Source organism: Glutamicibacter arilaitensis, from assembly GCF_044793945.1.
GTDB lineage: Bacteria > Actinomycetota > Actinomycetes > Actinomycetales > Micrococcaceae > Glutamicibacter > Glutamicibacter arilaitensis_B.
Window position 1 is genome coordinate 2,563,257 of the sequence record NZ_CP084994.1, and the last position, 19,654, is coordinate 2,582,910.

General features: G+C 60.3%; 19 protein-coding genes. 6 read left to right on the forward strand and 13 right to left on the reverse strand.

Features of this window, described 5'->3' with window-relative positions:
* The first annotated feature begins 448 nt into the window (after positions 1–448).
* Positions 449–2,413: a hypothetical protein gene (locus LG294_RS12090; protein WP_404286046.1), complete on the forward strand. Its 1,965-nt coding sequence runs from the start codon at positions 449–451 to the stop codon at positions 2,411–2,413.
* Positions 2,414–2,649: 236 nt separating this feature from the next.
* Positions 2,650–3,408 (forward strand): hypothetical protein, encoded by a 759-nt coding sequence (locus tag LG294_RS12095; RefSeq protein WP_404286048.1) that lies wholly within the window; start codon positions 2,650–2,652, stop codon positions 3,406–3,408.
* Positions 3,409–3,540: 132 nt separating this feature from the next.
* Here the strand turns inward: LG294_RS12095 and LG294_RS12100 are convergent, their stop codons facing one another.
* The 8 genes from LG294_RS12100 to LG294_RS12135 all read right to left on the reverse strand — a co-directional run bounded on the left by LG294_RS12100 (position 3,541) and on the right by LG294_RS12135 (position 12,437).
* Positions 3,541–3,636 carry a hypothetical protein gene (locus LG294_RS12100; protein WP_404291746.1) on the reverse strand — a complete coding sequence of 32 codons (96 nt, stop codon included), beginning with the start codon at positions 3,634–3,636 and terminating at the stop codon, positions 3,541–3,543.
* 578 nt (positions 3,637–4,214) lie between these two features.
* Positions 4,215–4,370, reverse strand: coding sequence for a hypothetical protein (locus LG294_RS12105; RefSeq protein WP_404286050.1), 156 nt, complete (start codon positions 4,368–4,370; stop codon positions 4,215–4,217).
* A 66-nt stretch (positions 4,371–4,436) separates the two neighbouring features.
* A complete protein-coding gene (locus tag LG294_RS12110; protein ID WP_404286052.1) occupies positions 4,437–4,637 on the reverse strand; it encodes a hypothetical protein in 201 nt (66 codons plus the stop codon).
* Between the two features lie 593 nt (positions 4,638–5,230).
* Complete coding sequence (locus LG294_RS12115; RefSeq protein ID WP_404286054.1) at positions 5,231–5,563, reverse strand: hypothetical protein; 333 nt, start codon at positions 5,561–5,563, stop codon at positions 5,231–5,233.
* 374 nt (positions 5,564–5,937) lie between these two features.
* Positions 5,938–8,400 carry a hypothetical protein gene (locus LG294_RS12120; protein ID WP_404286056.1) on the reverse strand — a complete coding sequence of 821 codons (2,463 nt, stop codon included), beginning with the start codon at positions 8,398–8,400 and terminating at the stop codon, positions 5,938–5,940.
* A 535-nt stretch (positions 8,401–8,935) separates the two neighbouring features.
* Complete coding sequence (ychF, locus tag LG294_RS12125; RefSeq protein ID WP_404286058.1) at positions 8,936–10,021, reverse strand: redox-regulated ATPase YchF; 1,086 nt, start codon at positions 10,019–10,021, stop codon at positions 8,936–8,938.
* 46 nt (positions 10,022–10,067) lie between these two features.
* On the reverse strand, positions 10,068–11,165 hold the full coding sequence (locus tag LG294_RS12130; protein ID WP_404286060.1) for a 4-hydroxy-3-methylbut-2-enyl diphosphate reductase: 1,098 nt from the start codon (positions 11,163–11,165) through the stop codon (positions 10,068–10,070).
* A gap of 99 nt (positions 11,166–11,264) precedes the next feature.
* Positions 11,265–12,437: an SH3 domain-containing protein gene (locus LG294_RS12135; RefSeq protein WP_404286062.1), complete on the reverse strand. Its 1,173-nt coding sequence runs from the start codon at positions 12,435–12,437 to the stop codon at positions 11,265–11,267.
* A 295-nt stretch (positions 12,438–12,732) separates the two neighbouring features.
* Between LG294_RS12135 and xseA the strand changes: the two genes are divergently transcribed.
* Genes xseA through LG294_RS12150 form a run of 3 tightly spaced genes read left to right on the forward strand, consistent with a single transcriptional unit; the run spans position 12,733 to position 14,999 of the window.
* The gene (gene xseA, locus LG294_RS12140; RefSeq protein WP_404286064.1) at positions 12,733–14,001 is read left to right on the forward strand and encodes an exodeoxyribonuclease VII large subunit; all 1,269 of its coding nucleotides are present in this window, start codon (positions 12,733–12,735) and stop codon (positions 13,999–14,001) included.
* 9 nt (positions 14,002–14,010) lie between these two features.
* A complete protein-coding gene (locus LG294_RS12145) occupies positions 14,011–14,238 on the forward strand; it encodes an exodeoxyribonuclease VII small subunit (RefSeq protein ID WP_404286066.1) in 228 nt (75 codons plus the stop codon).
* A 53-nt stretch (positions 14,239–14,291) separates the two neighbouring features.
* Positions 14,292–14,999 carry a ZIP family metal transporter gene (locus tag LG294_RS12150; protein ID WP_404286068.1) on the forward strand — a complete coding sequence of 236 codons (708 nt, stop codon included), beginning with the start codon at positions 14,292–14,294 and terminating at the stop codon, positions 14,997–14,999.
* Positions 15,000–15,003: 4 nt separating this feature from the next.
* Here the strand turns inward: LG294_RS12150 and LG294_RS12155 are convergent, their stop codons facing one another.
* The 5 genes from LG294_RS12155 to LG294_RS12175 form a co-directional block, all read right to left on the reverse strand.
* On the reverse strand, positions 15,004–15,867 hold the full coding sequence (locus tag LG294_RS12155) for a PPK2 family polyphosphate kinase (RefSeq protein WP_404286070.1): 864 nt from the start codon (positions 15,865–15,867) through the stop codon (positions 15,004–15,006).
* A 121-nt stretch (positions 15,868–15,988) separates the two neighbouring features.
* A complete protein-coding gene (locus tag LG294_RS12160) occupies positions 15,989–16,207 on the reverse strand; it encodes a hypothetical protein (protein ID WP_404286072.1) in 219 nt (72 codons plus the stop codon).
* A gap of 162 nt (positions 16,208–16,369) precedes the next feature.
* Positions 16,370–17,590: a pyridoxal phosphate-dependent aminotransferase gene (locus LG294_RS12165; RefSeq protein WP_404286074.1), complete on the reverse strand. Its 1,221-nt coding sequence runs from the start codon at positions 17,588–17,590 to the stop codon at positions 16,370–16,372.
* 68 nt (positions 17,591–17,658) lie between these two features.
* Entirely contained in the window at positions 17,659–18,489 is an 831-nt protein-coding gene (locus LG294_RS12170) for a glycine betaine ABC transporter substrate-binding protein (protein ID WP_404286076.1), read from the reverse strand.
* Between the two features lie 38 nt (positions 18,490–18,527).
* The gene (locus tag LG294_RS12175; protein ID WP_404286078.1) at positions 18,528–19,001 is read right to left on the reverse strand and encodes an NUDIX hydrolase; all 474 of its coding nucleotides are present in this window, start codon (positions 18,999–19,001) and stop codon (positions 18,528–18,530) included.
* 111 nt (positions 19,002–19,112) lie between these two features.
* Between LG294_RS12175 and LG294_RS12180 the strand changes: the two genes are divergently transcribed.
* Positions 19,113–19,613 carry an Lrp/AsnC family transcriptional regulator gene (locus LG294_RS12180; RefSeq protein WP_404286080.1) on the forward strand — a complete coding sequence of 167 codons (501 nt, stop codon included), beginning with the start codon at positions 19,113–19,115 and terminating at the stop codon, positions 19,611–19,613.
* The last annotated feature ends 41 nt before the right edge of the window (positions 19,614–19,654 follow it).

Here is a 19,654-nt window from a genome sequence, read left to right on the forward strand (position 1 = left end):
AGGATGCGCTTAGTGCCCAATGAGCCGGCACAATCTTTGATCCATCGACAAGAAATGCCGCCCTCATTCGTTTTCACGGAGGGCGGCACTTCCACTGAGTGCAGGCGAAGAATCTAGACGTTGAAGCGGAACTCCACCAAGTTCCGGTACGTAGCAACCTCTGAAATGTAACTAGTCAGAGAGCCCGGATTCTTTGAGCTACCGCGTGCGCACGCTGACTCCGGCGGGCAGAAGCATCTGGCGACTACGCGTAACTCGGACGCGATCATAAGTCACACAATGAAGCGGGGCGGCTCGACTCTGATGAACGCGAAAGTACGGAGTCCTGCGGAAAACGGGCGCGGTTCAAAAGCTCTAGATGCGAGGCTACCGTCGCGGCCACATACTGTCGTACAAATGCGTCACAATAAGGTTGTTTGAGTTGCGATAACTGGAGTGAGGTCAGCAAGTGAGTGAAGAGAACACAGCCCCGCGGCGAGTTAAGTTCTATGGTGTACATGATATGGCAGCGGGATTCCATATGCCACGTCTGGCTGAGATCGTCGAGCGGTTCGACTCTAAGGATGTCCCAACGAGCACTGAGGACATCCTAGAACTCCACAACGTGCAGCAGTACCTCGAACATGGGCTCTTGCCGATCGCTTACAACGACGAGGAGCGAAACAAGGCAAAGAACCAGATTCCCCAGATGCGAAGCACGATAGCGCGGTTCTTCTCGGCGGTCAACAACACGAATTTTGCATCCGTAGTGGTTGGTATCGGCCTCGAATATCACGCAGACTTTCTGGACTTACTAGGTAGAAACAAAGCCTTCGCACGTAGCGACGCCAAGACAGTTCTTCCCGTGTTGGCCACGGCAGGCATAGGTCTAGGCAAATTGCTCACCAGCAAAAGACTGGTTGAAGCCTACGACGCCGAAATGCGAAAGGAAATACTTGAATCACCTCGAAATGCCGAGCACCTTGTACGAAAGTATCTGCAAGCGGACGTTCGAGAAGAAATACATCTTCCACGAAGCCTCACGTCGGTCGACGCTCGAAAACTGCTGCAGCGTTATGTCGACAGCACAGACGTGAACTCAAACTATCTAGGTCTGATTGCAACCGCCAAAGAAAACACCCGGGCAGGAATCAACGCCAAACTCAAGCTGCGAGCGAAGCGGCGCAACGATGAGATGACGGCGAAGTTCTTCCGTGAGAACAAAGGACTAAGGACTGGATGCGAAATGAGCATCTCCGAAACCCAAGATGAACCGGTCGTGTTCGAGATGGACGACTCAGAGGGCTTGGTTTCCCGGTACACATTCAGCAGACAGTGGCTGGAAAACACCAGCGACAATCCGAGTATCCTCAACAACTTTCAACATCTGTTCGAATTTGTGAACCATCAAGTTCTGCTGACTCTTCCTGCATACCCGGCGAATCTGGGTGTCATGGAACGGATCATGGGTACCACGGGAAAGACCGAGTACAAGATCGGTGCTGCGTTTCAATCTATCGACGTGAGGACGCTACTCCAGACTCGTCTGTATCTCCATTTCCTGGAGTCGAAGGACATTGACCTCGAACAGATCATTTCCTGGTTCTTCGGGGAGTACCTTGTCGAAGAGTTCGGGGCCCCGAACTTCTCATTCATGCCGTCAGCTAAAGTGACCTCTTACCTTCAGAAGGCGAGGCACCTGTTCATTGAAATGGAAAGCATCGCAAACCAGTTCGATCTGTTCGTCCAAGACGGTGAGCTCGACCGAGATCTCCTCACTATGGGGTCCGAACTGGTCCGATACAAGGAGCTACCAAGCCTACTCGACGGCAAGTACCTGTATCCATCCGACGGAGATGAGATTACAGGTATCCTTCATCTTTTGTTCTCTGACCAGTCGCCACTGAACTACATCAACGAGAACCTAAACGCAGACAACGTAGCTAGACTTCTCGTGGAAAATCGGGTCAAGTACAGCGACTTCGAAGATCATCAGAGGCCACGCGTCGACTTCCTCATCAAGCAGGGAATTCTTGAGGACACTGGAATGGAGGTTCAGCTCATGAATATGGAGCAATTCCTGATCCTCAAGGCGCTGTTCGACACCCAAGCAGCCAGCTATTACCACCTCTCTGGAGCCGGGCGATCAGAGGCGGACGCTATGGTCGCAAAGGGCTGGGCAACTAGGTCTTCCTCATTGTTGACAAATGCCGAAGCGATGTACTTCAACTACTTTCTCAACGAGGTGGAGTTCGGCAATGGGCCCAAACTGCGAAACAAGTACCTACACGGGTCGCAGTCCAACGCGGACGGTGAGGATGCTCACTTTCACACTTATATCATCGCGCTGCGTCTGAGCGTGGCTCTCGTCATCAAGATAAACGACGACTTTTGTCTCTCAGCACGAGAATCACACCCGGAGTCCAACGCCTAGATAGAAAACGCTTCGTCCATGCTTGTTCCGCGTATGCCCAAGACGCGCGCAAAAAGCGCTGCATAGAAACTAGGAAAAATCCGAACGGAAATGGTCGACGCACTTACGCTTCAGAAAGCGTAGTAAGAAGCGCCTCTAGATTTGTGAGCGCCTGTCGCAGTAGCTCGCATTGGAGATGGCAACTCGTCGTCCCGGTGACGCTGACAGCAGTCACCCGCCGCATATACAGTGATGACATGAGTGGCAGAAGATCGAAGAAAGACCGACGGGCACAGCATGCGCGCCCCAAGTACCTGATAAATGCCGACTTCGCGCTTCGTTCAGCGGATGCCGTTCTTGCGGTTGACCTCAGTGAGGTGCCACTGTCCCGTGTCAACCAATTCGCGGTCGGGTGGATGCGTGCGGCCTTTGAACAGAGCAGGGTCATCGCTATCCTTACGAAAGGGGGGATGGGGCACGCCACTGCTCCGAACCGGCGCGCGTTCTGGGAACTGGCTGTGCGGTTGCTCTGGTTGGCGGGCATAGATCGGTCAGAACGCGCGAAGGCTGCAGACACGATGCTTGCCAATGGACGCTCGACGGAAAAGACGACGCACACCCATATGCAATCGATGGGCATCCCCTCGGACATTGACATCGCCGCGATGGAGGAATTCGTTCTGGACACTTCAAGTGAGAAGGCCATGCGAGAGCAGGCGAAGAATCTGACTGAAGCCGTCAAGGCCACGGAACTAAACCTCGGGGTGATTTACCGTTTGTGGCGTGAAGACTCGACTTGGGCACACGCATCGGGGTTCTTGGCAGGTCGCTACGCCCCCGCCGAGAGTGATGACACGATGGGCGTGGGCAAGCCTCCTCACATCGACAATGACTTGGAGGCACACCGTCTCGCCACCATGGCCATTGTGTTCTGCGCTGGCTATATTCTCACTGACGAGGGGGTCCCGAGCGAGTTGGCCAGCGCTTCCACAGTGGCCTTCTACCAAGCGCGCTAGTTCGGATCCAGATCCCTCAGCCAGCGTACCGCCGACGACTCAGATGCTTTCGCGAGCAGTGCTGCGCGTCATGGTTCTACGATCCTTCAACTTCTGTGAGAACGCATCCATTCTTCCGTCAATGTTGAGGGCTCAAGTTGCATGCAGAAGCATCTCGTCCTCAACAGCCCACGGCTTCTGGTTCTCCACCCATGCCAGACGAGCGTTGGCGTTGATCCAATCAGTCAGCCGAGCTTCGCCATCCCTCCCCTAGTTCAAGCGTCCATCGTGAAGACCGAGAGAAAGGTCTAGTTCCTCGGCCAGCAGGACGACGAGGGTGAGCCGCAATGTAGACCAAGATGCGTCGTCTCTGGAAAGATTCCTTTGGCGGGAGCGAAGCCGACTGGCGCTTTCCTACCCCTTGGTGCTTGGCTCTCTTGGAGCAATGCCGATACACAAAAGCTCGTACCCGCAGGTACAAGCGTATGGCGCGTCCGGGACCGGAAGGCTACCAGGCGAAAACAGCCAACCGTAGATTCCTTTCTCGGACGGCACCTGATTCACGGCCATTGGGCTATGGATAGAACGAGGATGCGAAACGAGGTCCGTTGCAGGTGAGAAGTCGTATATGGTGTCATGGTATCGAGAGGATGATTGTGGTCGTGGAACCGGACCCCTGGATCTTCGGGTGTAGCTGGCCCAACCGTCAGGAGACCTTGATCTGTCAACTTATGATGACCGAATTTCGCATTTCGAACCAAGTTGCATAGCAGGGCTGGGAGCCGTAACTGCAAGCGGCCACGCTCGTCGTCAGAAGGAGAACGCAGTCAGGATTCCAGATGGAATTCAAGCCGGTACACCATGAACCGGATGTTCCGGGCGATGGACAGGTCCCTATGGATTTTCAGGTCGTCCTCCTGGGCGATGATGACATCCACAACGCTCTGTCCGGCTTCGAGCAAGGCTTCCGGTTCGAACCCCATGTAGCGCTGCATCTGGCCGAAGACGTCGTCGCTGGACCTTCCCTGTTTCAGTTCGACGAGGAGGAGTCAGATCTTGTCCTTGCTGATGGCGAGGGCGTCCATGGGCCGAGTGTCGGTCGGGTACTGCTGGCCGACCGGCTGGCCGTACTCCTCGTAGAGGTCGCATTCCCGGCCTAGGACGGTGCCGTGCCTATTGTGGACTAGGAAGTCTACGAGCTGCTTCTCCAAATGGAACACGACCTGGTCCTCGACCTGGGCGGAGATCACTTGGGCGATCGGTTGATCACCTAGTATGCCAGCTGCGCGAGGGCGGCCAGCTCGGCGGGGTGCGCGGTCAATTGGAATACCGTCTTCAGCGAACCGGCCGGAGAGGCCAAGGCGAAGCTCATTTCTTCCCTGTTCAGGGATCCCTTCCAGTTGACGCGGCGACGGTGGGTAAGTTCAGTACCAATGTGGTATTTATAGTCCCCGGTGATAATCCTAAACTGGTAAGTTCGGCCCGGTTACGGAGCACCGTAGCAGTCGAATAGTCGAGTTTGATCACGGCTGCTGAGCGTTGAGCTTCGTCCCCCGCCAATCCTGTCAACGACGGCTATGACGGCATGTCTGGTTGCGAGCCATATGGCGAAGCCCACGTGGTGTTCGGGTTCCATCCTCAAATGATTGTCGCGCCAGTACCAAGACGCACGAATCGATCGCGCCCTAATGACGTTGAACTAGGCCTCAGCCAGCCACGCGGGCGTGAAGATCTCACGGTTGTCCGTCACGCGCCGCTTCGGCCAGATAAGCGACCCAGTCTATTTAATCTCAGCATCACTCTTCCCGCTTCTTCGGAATGGCGAAGCCGACGCTACCTTCTTCTAGACACCACGACCGCCCCTAAGTTCGGCATTGGACTCCATTGATGCCTCGCTACGGCGACGGAGCTCGCGAACAGGTTCACCGTTGATTCGCTCCCAATAACGCCCATTCGCGTCTCGGAAATGGAGACGCACTCGCATGTGGCCGGAGATTTCTCCTGGATAAAAGTAGTTAGTAGAGTTTTTCTCCTCATGCGGCACAACCGCGCTAAAACTTAGGGAGAATTTGACTTCAAACCCATCTTCGAGGATAAGCGCGGCACGTAAGTCCGAGAATGTTTCGTCGCTCGCTGAAACCAGTCGCACTTTAGCCATGTAGGCTTCGGAAGTCACGACTGCCCGTCGATCGGTACCCACACCAAGGAGGCCCACCGGCCCACTACATTCTTTCTCCACCGGTGCTCCTGGTAGCACTTGAACCGGTACTGCGCCTCCAACCGGAGCGACAAGGCGCGCCTGCGCTTGCCTGCGGTCCCTAAGGCTACCCGAATAGAGAAAAACGGCGCAGAAGACTGCCCCGAGAGTACCGATGGCACCAATCCACGTCGGCACATCTCCCCACGCGATTGTCCAGCTATACATATCGGTTTAGTAGGCCACAGCTGCGCAGTGACCATGCGAGAATAACTCGATCAGACATTAAATCTAAACTCCACGACGTCGCCGCGGTTAGCAACCTTTGCGTGCGGTATTGCGAGTGGTTGTCGTTAGCGTCCTCGCTTACCCTTCTTCTTCGGCTTCCGTCTCGGATTCAGCCTGGCGGTCGCACTTCGCGCCGATGGTGGGATCGGACGCCTCATGTCGGCCAGAGGGATGAGGCCCATTTCCGCAATTAAGCCGTCAAGCTGTTTGTTCTCCACCGGAGGCGAGTTTTCATAACGGATCGATCCGATGCGCTGCTCCTCATCGAAGACCACCATGAGCGCACGATCCGACTGAATCTGGTGCTTCTTCGCGAATCCGTAGGCCGCGAGCCGGGTGCTGGCCTCTTGGATAGACATCTTTCGAGGTTTCGAGCCCATGAACAACGTCGGGTAGCCCCACGCTCCGGCGAACGCCATCATCGAGTTATGGTGGAGACCGTCATGCCGAGTCATCAATGCCAAGCGTTCGACCATGTCCCCCAGCGACTCCTGCGACTCCTCCGCAAGGTTCAACAGGTCAGCGCTGAAGCGGAACCACCCTGGCTTGTGCCCATCCTGAAGGAAGTCTACAATCCGGGCGATGCCCGGCAGAACGTCGAAGGAAGGCTTCTCGGCTTCTACATCGCTCGAGCCTTCCTGAAAGTAGACCCAAGCGTCCAGCTCATCGGTTTGAGTCATCACTCGCGTCGGAACAGCCGACTCCTGATACCGGCGACGCTTTTTGCCCGTAGAAGGCGCGACGCCAAGGAACTCTTCGCTTACCCGATCAGGGTCCGGTTCAACCCACAAGCCGCCCGAAAGAAACAGCATAAAGAGATCGAGCTCGTCGACGGCTGAGAACTTCAGCGACACTTCTGACTCTGTGCGACGTCGCAGATAGAGCAGGAACTCCGCGGGCCTATCGATGACCTCGGCAATGACGCTCAGGTCGTGCAACGTCACGAGCCAAGGGAAACGGTCACTTCCCACCACCTTGGCACGCACGAGTTCGTCCAAGGCAGTGGAAAGCGGGCCGAAGTCGTCGAGGAAGACGGTCACCGAGCGAATCTCGCGGATTTCCGAGAGATCCAGCCATTCGCGATTCTCAAGCCACAGCCCGTGATTGGTTCGGATATGGTTCTCAAGCCTGAGCGCCTGGTCGGTCGCGCTCCCGACCGTTTCCCGCAGGTCAGCAGACAACCTCTGGACATGCCCACGCCGCGCGTGACTGGAGATGCTCTTTGCCTTCACTTCTACGCAAATCGCGACATCCTCGATGATGAACAGCCCGTCTGCTTCAGTCTGCTCGGCGATCGAATTGATGTCCTGCGCATCGGGTCCGAGCTCAGAAATGTCGATGCCCGGATTGGCGCGGAAGTATTTGAGGTTCGCGTGGGCTGCGTCTGAGCCCAGAAGGGCGGCCAGGCGCTTCAGAGCGAGCCCCTCGCTCACGAACATGCGGCGCTTCTCATAACGGCGAAACTTTGCGGGGACCGCCTTGAGCGCCTGTTCGACGACCTGACGGAAGCAGTCGGTGCCGATCGGCTTGCCTGTCAGGATGTAGTTACCGTCGGCGTCCTTGACCAACGACGCGGAGCGGAACGGGTTATCGCCGCCCAGAAACTTCGTCACTACGGCAAGCGCATCGTCAGCGCCGTTGAACGACAGGCTGAACCGATCCAGAACGGACTGGGTCCGATTTGCCGGCACGCACGACGCTTCGGCAATCTCTTGAACAGTGAGGGTTGCGCGCTCTCCAGGGAGCTCCAGCATGCTCACCAGAGCGGAGCGCGCGTCCGTTTCAAACGCAGGATCGTTCTTCTTCTCGGCACGCTGCTCGAACATCTCGCCGACGGTGTCGCGGATGGCGAAGAACTTCTCCCCGTGGACGCGAACGATTGCCTCACGCACAGCGCAGAGGTCCTCGTAGCTGAACCCAAGCGTCTCGAGGAGCAATTCACCGAGGTGGCGCGATGAGAACAGCTCTTCGTTGATCTCGTCATGGATATGCGCGTACTGCATGAACTGCACTGTCAGATCGTGGCTGACGAATTGGGCGGACAACATGGTCAGTGGCCCGAATTCGTTTCGCTCACCCGAACTGAATAGGGCGAAGGAGCCCAAAGTCAGCATTTCCCGCGCCCGTTCGTGCAGGTCGGGAATGAATCCCGCAGGGCGGGTCTTGCTCGTCGGCGTCGACAAAGGCGCGCGCTGCCCCCTGGCGAGCAGAATGAGCGCAACGAGTTCGACCGCTGTCGGCATCTGATCAGCAAGGCTTTCGCGGTAGCCCTCGAGGATCATCGGCATCTCGCGCATCCGCATGAGCTCGATCACGTCGAAGGCGTCAGCGTCCTTCAACGACTCCGCGATCATTTGGGCATGCTCGGCGATTATCGCCGGGCCACGAAGCACGTAATCCCTCGGGTTCTCCCCCTCGTTCATTCGACCAAGTATCTCCCCTATGCGCTCAGAAGCCACGGCAAGGCCCTCATCATCGGCCGTGACCATCCGTCTCGAAGGCAAATCGCGACCCTGCTTCTTCTCCATGGCACTCCCCTTCTGTCCATACAAACCGCAGCTATTGGATTTCTACCCCACTACGCGACCCTCCGGGCCGCCTGGGAGTTCTATTCCTCTGCCAGGAGGGTGTGGTGTTGAGTGGCGCAGGAGGTAAATGTGAAGGCACGCTCGGGGTGACCCTTTACCGCCTCACACAGGATCTCATCACTCAACGGTCCTGTCAGCGTACACAACCAGGCCTAGAGTATCCAGCCGCCCATACCAGTACCTGTCAGAGTCTTCACCATGGCAGACACGCCAGGACCGATCTGGCCGTCCTTGATAAACGTCATGGACGGGCTGAACACCTCCCATCACCGCAGGACTCCTTCACCGCGCGCTCAGCAACAGAATAGGATCGAGACTGTTCCTCTGTCGATGGGCACAGCACTTCCGATTGATCAAATCATTGATCCTGAATCTGAAGACGAGTCACGGATTCAATACCCCGATTGCGGAGACAAATGCGCCGGACCCGACAATCGGATCCGACGCATTCGCAAGAGGTTCAAGAGGACGGGTGCTAAACGTTGAAGCGGAACTCCACCACGTCGCCGTCCTTCATGATGTATTCCTTGCCTTCGATGCGCGCCTTGCCCGCAGACTTGGCGTTGGCGATCGAGCCGACCTCAACCAGGTCCTCGAAGCCGACAACCTCGGCCTTGATGAAGCCGCGCTGGAAGTCGGTGTGGATGACGCCGGCAGCCTCGGGAGCGGTAGCGCCCTTGTTGATGGTCCAGGCGCGGGTTTCCTTCGGGCCAGCGGTCAGGTAGGTCTGCAGACCCAGGGTGTCGAAGCCGACGCGAGCCAGCTTGCCCAGACCGGACTCGACGATGCCCGCATCTTCCATCATCTCTGCCGCTTCGTCTTCTTCCAGCTCGGCGAGTTCGGATTCGAACTGCGCGTCCAGGAAGATCGCCTCGGCCGGTGCAACCAGCGCCGAGAGCTTAGCCTGCATCTCGGTGTCGGCCAGGCCAGCCTCATCGGTGTTGAACACGTAGATGAATGGCTTGGTGGTCATCAGCTGCATTGGTGCGAGCTCTTCGAGGTCCACCCCGTCGGTCTTGGCCGCGGAGTACAGGGTCTTGCCCTCTTCGAGGATCTTCTGCGCGTTGAGCACCGCGTCCACGAAGGACTTCTCGATCTTCTTGGTACGCAGCTCCTTCTCCAGGCGCGGCAGCTGGTTCTCGATGGTCTGCATGTCGGCGAGGATCAGCTCGGTGGCGATCGTCTCGATATCCGAGGCTGGATCAACCTTGCCGTTCACGTGGATCACGTCGTCGTTGACGAACGCGCGGGTGACCTGGCAGATCGCGTCGGCTTCGCGGATGGTGGCGAGGAACTTATTGCCCAGGCCTTCACCTTCCGAAGCGCCCTTCACGATGCCGGCGATGTCCACGAAGGACACCGTAGCTGGCAGGATGCGCTCGGAACCGAAGATTCCGGAGAGCACCTTCAGCCGCGCGTCCGGCAGCGGGACGACGCCCACGTTAGGTTCGATGGTCGCGAACGGGTAGTTGGCCGCCAGTACCTGGGCACGAGTCAGCGCGTTGAACATGGTGGACTTGCCGACATTGGGCAGTCCGACGATTCCGATAGTAAGAGCCACGGGAGGAAATTCTACCTTTGCTTAGAAGATGCGAGAAATGAAGTGCTTAGCGGGTTTCTGTGGAGGAGCGCCGGCCGCCCAGGGCCCGGGCGTCATCGCCGGATTCCTTGAGCTTGCCGCGGATTTCCTTAGGCAGCGAGAAGATGATGTCTTCCTGGGCGGTGGTGATCTCCTCGACGTCGGTGAAACCGTAGTCGGCGAGCAGGGCCAGCACCTCCTGGACGAGCACATCTGGCACCGAAGCGCCGGAGGTCACGCCCACGCTGGAGACGCCTTCGAACCAGGTCTCGTCCACCTCGTTGGCGAAGTCCACCCGGTAGGCCGCCTTCGCTCCGTGGTCCAGCGCAACCTCGACCAGGCGCACCGAGTTCGACGAGTTGGCCGAACCAACCACGATCACAAGTTCCGAGCTCGGGGCGATCTCCTTGATCGCCGCCTGCCGGTTGGTGGTCGCGTAGCAGATGTCATCGCTGGGCGGATCCTGCAGGTTCGGGAAGCGCTTGCGCAGGCGGCGCACGATCTCCATGGTCTCGTCCACGCTCAGCGTGGTCTGCGAGAGCCAGATGAGCTTGTCCGGGTCCTTCACCTGCACGGTGTCGGCTTCTTCCGGGTTGTTCACGATGGTGGTGACTTCCGGCGCTTCGCCGTAGGTGCCCTCGACCTCTTCGTGCCCTTCGTGGCCGATCAGCAGGATTTCGTAGTCGTTCTTCGCGAAGCGCACGGCCTCGCGGTGCACCTTGGTGACCAGCGGGCAGGTCGCGTCGATGGTGCGCAGGCCGCGGTCCTCGGCGGACTGCACTACCGCCGGGGAGACGCCGTGGGCGGAGAACACCACGAGCGCGCCGGTGGGCACCTCTTCGTTCTCCTCCACGAAGATCGCGCCGCGGGATTCAAGTTCGGAGACCACATGCACGTTGTGCACGATCTGCTTGCGCACGTACACCGGGGCACCGTAGTGCTCCAGGGCTTTCTCGACCGCGATGACCGCGCGGTCTACGCCGGCGCAGTAGCCGCGCGGGGCGGCGAGCAGAACCTTGCGTTCGGTGACCTGCGAGGAGGCGGCTGCGATCTGCTCGGGAGTGCGGCGAATACGCGGAATCCGAGGGATCGGCAACGAGACCGGGACAGAAGTGGAAGTAGCCATACCTCTAGTCTACGAACCCGGCGCAAGTTAGCGCATGCTCATATGATGCGTGCCACCCCGTGAGGGCTGTGAGTTTAGCCTCCACGTGCTCTTTTCGCGCTAGCACGGCAGCGAACTGGGCAGCTTTACCGGGGTCCGCACCACGGCACCCACGCCATCGGTGCCGTGATAGGCCCGGCACACATTCACCCCGCGTTGCGCCAGCTTGGCCTTGATCTGCTTCAACGCATCGGCTGAGAATCCGTACCATTGCATATGCATCAACACCGTGTCCCCGGGATTGGCCGCCGCGGCCCGCGCCACGGTGATCGACTTGGATTTCACTTCCCAATCTCTGGTGTCTCTGGACCAGGTCCAAATTTTCATGCCGCGGCTGTCGTAGCCGCAGCGCACGCTGGAATCTATGGCACCGTAGGGTGGCCGGCCGAAGTTCGTATGCACTCCGCTGCCGCCCAACTGGGCGCCCACCTGCAGGCAGCTGAGCGGACGCAGATCAGGATGGCTGATCGAATGGTTGATGACCCACTGGCCCTTGGCCCGGGCCAAGGCCGCGAGATCCACTCCAGCGCTGGACTTGTACGAGTTGAGGCAATTACCCGTTGGGGCGAGCACTAAACCGAAGTTATTGGTTGCAGCGTAGGCGATGACCGATTTGAAGGAGCTCAAACTGCTCGGGCAATCGTCGAAGGTCAGCACCACCCGCCCGGTTCGATTCGGGCCGGTGGATTGCGGGGCCGATGGGGGTTTCGGGTAGGTCGTGACGTAGCTGCCACTGACCCAACCGGTTCGCCCTGCATAGCTGACCTTGTACCACCCGTTGCTCGCTCTCGCATAAGCGGCAACGGTGGTTCCGCTCGGAATTGTCACCAAAATATTGTATGAGGCCGATGCGCCGCTGCGCATGTTCAAGCTGTCCAAGGTGCGCACGGTGGCAGCGACCACGTATGAGCCGCTGACGTAACCCGTATGCCCTGCGTAACTGACCTTGTACCAACCGTTGGAGGCTCGACCGGACACCGGTACGGCGGTGCCTTTGGGAATCGAAACCAGGACCCGATAGGCCGTGGAGGAACCGGAGCGCAGATTGAGATTGTCTGTGGTGCGGACCTTGGCGGGAAGGTCAATTGATAGCTCTGCAGCTACCGCTATCGCCGAGTTCACGGTAACCGGAGCCGCGGCGGCTAAGGGCGCCGCGCCCACCATCACGCCCAAGGCCAAACAGGCCACGGCGGAGGAACCTACGAGATTTTTCTTCCCCAATTGCCACCGCATGATCATGCATCCTTCTATGAAACTTTCCCCAGTTAACGCACACTGTCCTCCCCTGTCCCCTTGCGCACAACGGCTTCACTCAGGATTATCCCAATCGTTAGAAAACACGCCGCACTCCCCTAACTGCCCACGAAACTTGGACAATTTTCACCCGAAACGAGATCTGCACTTCAACCGTCACGCACTGCGCCCGGCGACCGGCAATCCGGCGAACGGTCTGTAATATGCGATAGTCTCTCTTGAGCCACCGGCACGTTTAATCACAGCCGTGCCCCGGCTTTGCAGGAGAGGACCCATGTCACCAGAAGCGCCGCGCACCATGCCGGCAACGGCCGCGGAGACCAGTGCCGAAAACCCCTGGCCGCTGCGCATACTGACCGAAAAACTGAAAATCCACATCGAGAACTCTCCCTTCACCTGGGTCGAGGGTCAGCTGTTGGAAGCGAATGTGCGCAATGGCCACGGCTACCTGACGCTGCGCGATGTGGACGTGGACAACTCCTTCTCGGTAACCGTCTGGTCCTCGGTGATGCGCAAGCTGGAGACCACTCCGGAAGTCGGCTCGCGCGTGGTCGCCCGGGTCAAGCCGAGCCTCTACGCGAAAACCGGGCGGCTCTCGCTGAACGCCACGGACCTGCGACCGGTGGGCTTGGGCGAGCTGCTTCTGCGCCTGGAACGCCTGCGCCAGGCGCTGGGCGCAGAGGGTCTTTTTGATCCCGAGCATAAAATGCCGCTTCCGGTCCTGCCGCGCACCATCGGATTGATCACCGGCCGCGACTCGGACGCCGAAAAAGACGTGGTGCGCAACGCGACGCTGCGCTGGCCGGCCGTGCGCTTTCGCATTATCAACACCGCGGTGCAGGGAAACGACGCGGTCCCCCAGGTGCGTGCAGCACTATCCGCCCTGGATGCAGACCCGGATGTCGATGTCATCGTGATCGCCCGCGGCGGCGGCGCACTGGAAGACCTGCTGCCTTTTTCCAACGAGGAACTCATTCGCGATGTCTTCGCCGCCACTACCCCGGTGGTTTCGGCCATCGGGCACGAGGCGGACCGGCCCATCCTCGACGACGTGGCCGATCTGCGCGCTTCGACGCCGACGGACGCAGCCAAGCGCATCGTCCCGGATTTGAATGAGGAGTTCGCCGGCATCGAGCTCTCACGCCAGCGACTGGACCGGGCGATCAACAACTTGCTGCAACGCGAGGCGCAGACGATTACGGCGTTGCGCCAGCGTCCGGTGCTGGCCAACCCGCAGGCAATGATCGACGCGCGGGCCGAGGATCTGGGGCGCTGGCGGGAACGCTCGATGGCGCTGATCCGGCATCGCGTGCAACGCGCCCACGATGAAATCGGCCATCTGCGCGCGCAGATGCGCACCCTCTCCCCGCAGCAGACGCTGGACCGCGGATATTCAGTCACCCAGCGCGAGGATGGCACGGTGGTGCGCACCGCCGATCAACTGCACCCCGGCGAGCCGCTGCGCATCCGCGTGGCTTCCGGCAAGCTGAGCGCCACCGTCGACGAAATTTTCCCGGCCGCACAGGCCACCGAGGCACTTTAAGGAATGACCATGACCGAGCAAATCCCCGAAGATATCGCAAAGCTCTCCTACGAGCAGGCCCGTGAGGAACTGATGACGGTGGTCAATCAGCTGGAAACCGGCGGCGTCCCGCTGGAAGCCTCGCTGGCCCTGTGGGAACGCGGCGAAGCGCTGGCCGCGCATTGCGAAAATTGGCTCAACGGCGTCTCCGAACGCCTGGACCAGGCCCGTCGCCGAGTGGAGAACTCAGCCGACTAGTACTCTCACCCTGCCCAGCAGCCAGCTTCTTGGCTACGCTGGGCACTATGGGCATGGCATGGTGGGCACTGATCTGGGGTCTGGTTTCCGGGGCCTCGCTGCTACTGGGCGCCGCGGCAGGCTGGTGGCTGAAACTTCCGCGGGTTGCCGTTGCCGGGATCATGGCCTTCGGCGCGGGCGTCTTGATCTGCGCGCTGGCCTTCGAGCTGGTCGCCGAGTCCTTCGAGACCGGCGGGCTGCTGATTACTGCCCTCGGGCTGATCTGCGGCGCGTTGCTCTACTTTTTCGCGAACCGGATCGTGGCCAAGCGTTCCCGCACTCCGGGTTCGGATTCGGGCAATTCGCTGGCCGTCGGCGCCTTGATCGACGGGATCCCCGAATCGGTGGCGCTGGGCGTCGGGCTGGTCGCCGGCGGCGCGGTGAATCCGGCCATGCTCGTCGCCATCTTCATCTCCAACATTCCCGAGGCGCTGGCCAGCACCGCCGCGCAAAAGCAGTCGGGCAAGAAGGCCGGCGGCATCTTCCTGCTTTGGGGCTCGGTGACGGTAGTCGCAGGGGTGGCCTCCTGGGCTGGTTTCGCGTTGCTTTCGCTCACCGATCCGGGGTGGACCGCTTTCGCGATCGCGCTGGCCGCCGGCGGCATCCTGACCATGGTGGCCGATACGATGATTCCCGAGGCCTGGGCCGTGGAGCACGACTTCACCGGCTTGATCGCCACCGCCGGCTTCCTCACCGCCTTTGCGGTGCACACCATCGCCTGAGCTCCTACTTGGTCGCGTCCAAGCGCTTGCGTTCGGCCGCGACGTCGAAGCCGGCCTTCGGCCACTGCGGATCGATGCCGCGCAGCGTGTGCAGCAACAGTTCGGCCACGCACAATCGCGCCCGCCATTTCTGATCCGCCGGAATCACGTACCACGGCGCACTTTCGCTCGCGGTGCGTGAGATCGCCACCTCATAGGCACGCTGATACTCGTCGAACAGCAACCTGTCATCCACATCGCTCGGCGCGTACTTCCAATGCTTATCGACCCGCTCCAGCCGTTCGCGCAGCCGTTCGTACTGTTCGTCGCGGCTAATATGCAGCATCACCTTGTGCAGGTGGATGGAGCGTGCCTGCAGCCGGCGCTCAAAATCGAGAATCTGCGGGTAGCGCCCGTTTATCTCCTGTGCGCTGCTGAGCTTCTGCACCTTATGGATCAGCACGTCCTCATAGTGCGAACGGTCAAATACACCGATGACCCCGTGCGCTGGCAGTTGCTTCTCGACCCGCCACAAGAAGTCGTGGGCCAGCTCATCGGCGGTGGGCGTCTTGAACGCGTGGTGCTGAACTCCTTGCGGGTCGAACATGCCCATCACATGGCGTACGATCCCGCCTTTGCCGGAGGTATCCATCCCCTGCAAGACCAGCAGCAGGGAATCGGTCAGTTCCTCGTGCAGCGCGCCGGCGAAGAGCTTCTCCTGCAGTTCGCCCGCCTCGTCGGCCATCTGGGCCATCCGCTGCGCGGCAGTCGTTTTATCTTGCGGTGCATCCTTCGGCCACCAGTCCGGCTGTTTGGTGGCGCGGGTGGATAAGTCCACCTCACCCACCACGCGCAAGGCGTCAACGAGGTTCTGCGGGTAATCGCTCATTAGGTTCCCAACTCACGGCACGGTCGTTGGTTGTTAGCCTACTGGGCTGCTGTGCCCATTGAGAAGCATTTTGTCTGGACTGGGCCAACTCGTGGCGTCGGACAGTTCACTGGGTAGAAAGTCAACTATCGCTGACTATGGCCACCGCGCGCCGAAGGTACTCTTCGCGGTCGTACTCACCACATATGAAGTCCGTAAAATTCTCGACGTCTTCGCGATTTGCTTCCCAGCCTTCATGCCACGAAGAGGCCAATACTTGGACGATGGCATTGCGGATTCTACTGTCGAGACCTTCGAACAACTCGGGCCACCATAGTTGAAGATCAAGTATTTTGGACATTTCTGCACTCCCTCTGCCTGCGGTTCAATTTTACCGTCTTTACGCAGGTGAATGGTGGTTTTACAGCTGGTCAACCGGTCCGCGGAGGTGAAAAATTTGCGGAACCAACGTAAAAACCCGTGCACCACAGGTTTGCGGCACACGGGTTGTGAACGACGTCGGTTAAGCGCGGGCACGCCAATCTTCAAGGAACGTCGAAATGCGGCCCACCGCGTCTTTCAAGTCCCGCACCGCCGGCAGGGTAACCAGCCGGAAGTGGTCCGGGGCCGGCCAGTTGAAGGCGGTGCCCTGGGTGATCAGAATCTTCTGCGCCTTGAGCAATTCCAGCGCGAACTTCTCATCGTCGTGCATTGGGTAGACCTCGGGGTCCAGCTTCGGGAACATGTACAGCGCGCCCTTGGCCTTCTGCACACTCACCCCGGGGATGGCTTGGAGCAGGTCGTAGGCGGCGTCGCGCTGTTCGCGCAGCCGGCCGCCGGGCAGGATCAGGTCCTCGATCGACTGGTAGCCGCCCAGAGCGGTCTGGATCGCGTGCTGCCCGGGCACATTGGCGCACAGGCGCATATTGGTGAGCAGGTTGATGCCCTCGATATAGTCCTTCGCCTTATGCTTGGGACCGGAGATGGCCATCCAGCCGGCGCGGAAGCCGCAGACCCGGTAGGCCTTGGACAGCCCGGAGAAGGTCAGCACCAGCACGTCGTCGGCCAGCGCCGCGGTGTTGATATGCACCGCATCGTCGTAGAGGATCTTCTCGTAGATCTCGTCGGAGAACACGATCAGCCCGTGCTTGCGCGCCAGCTCCAGGATCCCGTCCAAGGTCTGCTTCGGGTAGACCGCGCCGGTGGGGTTGTTCGGGTTGATGATCACGATGCCCTTGGTGCGATCGGTGATCTTCGCTTCCATGTCTGCCAGGTCCGGCAGCCAGCCCTCCTCCTCGGTGTTGAGGTAGTGCACCGGGGTGCCGCCGGCCAGCGAGACCGAGGCGGTCCACAGCGGGTAGTCCGGCGCCGGGATCAGCACCTCGTCGCCGTTGTTCAGCAGCGCGTTCAGGCTGAGCGTGATCAGCTCGGAGACGCCGTTGCCCAGGTAGACGTCGTCCACCCCGATGGTCTGGATGCCGCGGGTCTGGTAGTACTGCGAGACGGCGGTGCGCGCCGAGAGGATGCCGCGCGAATCGGAGTAGCCCTGCGCATTGGGCAGGTTGCGGATCATGTCTACCAGCACCGCGTCGGGCGCTTCGAAGCCGAAGGGCGCCGGGTTGCCGATATTCAGCTTCAGGATGCGGTGCCCCTCGGACTCCATCCGCTGGGCGTGCTCAAGAAGTGGCCCGCGAATGTCGTAGAGGACGTTGTGGAGCTTCGAGGACTGCTTGAATTCTGCCATGGGTCAACTTTCTCATAATTGGGGCGCCCGAGGCGCCTTCTGGTCCGCTCGTGAACGGCAGCCGCTGCTTAGTTGTTCAGCAGCTTGTACCGGGTGGCGGCGGTTTCCGGGTCCAGCGCGTCGGCGCCGCTGACCATCCGGTTGATGCCGATCAGCGCCTCTTGGTCCAGCTGATCGCTCACCTCGTCGACGATCTTCTGCGCCTGCTCATCCAGGTTCTCCCCGGCCAGCGGCACCACCGGCTCGTCTTCGAAGATCTCGCCGCTTCCCGGGACGGTGTAGAACCCTTCGTCGCCGATGATCGCCTCGGCGGAGCCGAGCACCAGCACCCGATCCAGCGAGGCGCGCAGCTGCCCGACTAGCTGCTGTTCATCCACGGTCTTGACCTCGGGCTTGGCGCATCCGGCATCGGCCAGGGAAACCAGCAGGGCTTGGCTTGGCTCCTGCGTTCCGATGAAGCTCAGCTCTGCGCACGCCGCGGCGAGGCTGTCCACCGAATCCACCGAGTGGTGCTTCGCCTCGGCGGCGCTCATCACCAGCACCGCGGAGCCATTGGCGCCGCTGGGGGCCAGGCTGCGCGCGTTGGCTCCCGCGTTGTCCGCGGCCTCGACCTCTGCGGCGGTGGATTCCGCGATAGCCACATCGGCCGCCCCGTCGAGCACCTGCTGGTAGGGATCTTCGCTTCCCTGGAGCTCGGTGACCTGGTAGCCGGCGGCACGCAGCTGATCGGCATAAATTTTGCCCAGCGCACGCTGGGTGGGATTCGTCCCGGCGGCCAGGGAAAGCTCGATGCCCTTGGACTCTTCCGCGGGCGCCGGAGTTTGGCTCGTGCAGGAGGCCAAGGCCAGCGTTGCGGCGAGGGCCAGCGCGCCGGCGGCGGTGATTTTAGGTAAGTTCATCTCCCCTAGATTCTAGGCCAGCGGGCACCGGATTCGCGCTAGCGCACGCCGGAAGAGGTCAAACGCAGGATGCTGTCCACGCGCTCGATGCGGTTCAGCCCCAGGATTTCCTCCCGGGTGAACCAGGCCGCTTCACTGGTGGATCCGCCGAGCTCGTGGCGCAGTTCCCCGCCGGCCAGCCGCGCCCGATAGGTCACGGCCACGGTCTGCATCGGGTGCGCATCCCCGGAGTAGCGCTTCGCGGCCGGGATGATTCCGGTGCTGACATCGAGCAGGCTGAGCTGCCCCACGTGGTAGCCGGTCTCTTCGTAAACCTCGCGGATCACCCCGTCGGTGACTTGTTCGCCGAGGTCGATCCCGCCGCCGGGCAACGACCAGCGCGGGGTGAATTTGGCATCGCGATGACGCATGTCCCACAGCGTGAGCAAAACCTTGGACTCGTGCTCCACCAGGGCGTAGGCCGCCAGTCGGGTGTCGTAGGGTTCACCGGTGGTTTCGGAACGTCGTGTCATATGCCCCAATATATCGGCCGGCGGGGCCCGGTGCGGGATCCGCGGCCTGAGGCAGCGAAGAAAACCGCCAAACATTTCAACGAACGGCAACGGGTATGGTGAAATATTCTTATGTCATCGCACGCAGAGTCTCCCTTCGGAACCGATCTCGACGAGATTGATCGAATCATCATCGACGAGCTGGTCAGCAATGCCCGCATCTCCAATGCGACCTTGGCGCAGCGCGCGGGCATCGCCCCGTCCACCGCCTTGCTGCGCACCCGCTCGCTGGTGGACCGCGGGATCCTCACCGGCTACCACGCGGAAGTTTCGCTGGCCGCGGTGGGACGCACCGTGCAGGCGCTGATCTCGGTCAAGCTGCGCGCCCACGACCGGGAGAAGATCGACACCTTCCGACAGCGCATCCCCGAATTGCCCGAGGTGCTCTCGATGTTCCACGTCTCCGGCGGCACCGACTACCTGCTGCATATCGCGGTGGGCTCCACCGAGGAACTGCGCGACTGGGTGCTGGACAACCTGGCCACCGACGAATCGGTCGGGCACACCGAAACCACGCTCGTCTTCGACCACCAGCTTGGAAACCGCGGGCCGCTGCCCTTCGGCGACCGCTAGGCCCGCAGGTACGCCAAAGGCCCGCATCCAGCTTGGATGCG

Coding starts and splice junctions, on each gene's coding strand:
- LG294_RS12095 (WP_404286048.1), top strand. CDS start 2,650: ATGAGTGGCAGAAGATCGAAGAAAGACCGACGGGCACAGCATGCGCGC.
- LG294_RS12105 (WP_404286050.1), bottom strand. CDS start 4,370: ATGGGGTTCGAACCGGAAGCCTTGCTCGAAGCCGGACAGAGCGTTGTG.
- LG294_RS12120 (WP_404286056.1), bottom strand. CDS start 8,400: ATGGAGAAGAAGCAGGGTCGCGATTTGCCTTCGAGACGGATGGTCACG.
- LG294_RS12130 (WP_404286060.1), bottom strand. CDS start 11,165: ATGGCTACTTCCACTTCTGTCCCGGTCTCGTTGCCGATCCCTCGGATT.
- LG294_RS12135 (WP_404286062.1), bottom strand. CDS start 12,437: ATGCGGTGGCAATTGGGGAAGAAAAATCTCGTAGGTTCCTCCGCCGTG.
- xseA (WP_404286064.1), top strand. CDS start 12,733: ATGTCACCAGAAGCGCCGCGCACCATGCCGGCAACGGCCGCGGAGACC.
- LG294_RS12145 (WP_404286066.1), top strand. CDS start 14,011: ATGACCGAGCAAATCCCCGAAGATATCGCAAAGCTCTCCTACGAGCAG.
- LG294_RS12150 (WP_404286068.1), top strand. CDS start 14,292: ATGGCATGGTGGGCACTGATCTGGGGTCTGGTTTCCGGGGCCTCGCTG.
- LG294_RS12155 (WP_404286070.1), bottom strand. CDS start 15,867: ATGAGCGATTACCCGCAGAACCTCGTTGACGCCTTGCGCGTGGTGGGT.
- LG294_RS12160 (WP_404286072.1), bottom strand. CDS start 16,207: ATGTCCAAAATACTTGATCTTCAACTATGGTGGCCCGAGTTGTTCGAA.
- LG294_RS12165 (WP_404286074.1), bottom strand. CDS start 17,590: ATGGCAGAATTCAAGCAGTCCTCGAAGCTCCACAACGTCCTCTACGAC.
- LG294_RS12170 (WP_404286076.1), bottom strand. CDS start 18,489: ATGAACTTACCTAAAATCACCGCCGCCGGCGCGCTGGCCCTCGCCGCA.
- LG294_RS12175 (WP_404286078.1), bottom strand. CDS start 19,001: ATGACACGACGTTCCGAAACCACCGGTGAACCCTACGACACCCGACTG.
- LG294_RS12180 (WP_404286080.1), top strand. CDS start 19,113: ATGTCATCGCACGCAGAGTCTCCCTTCGGAACCGATCTCGACGAGATT.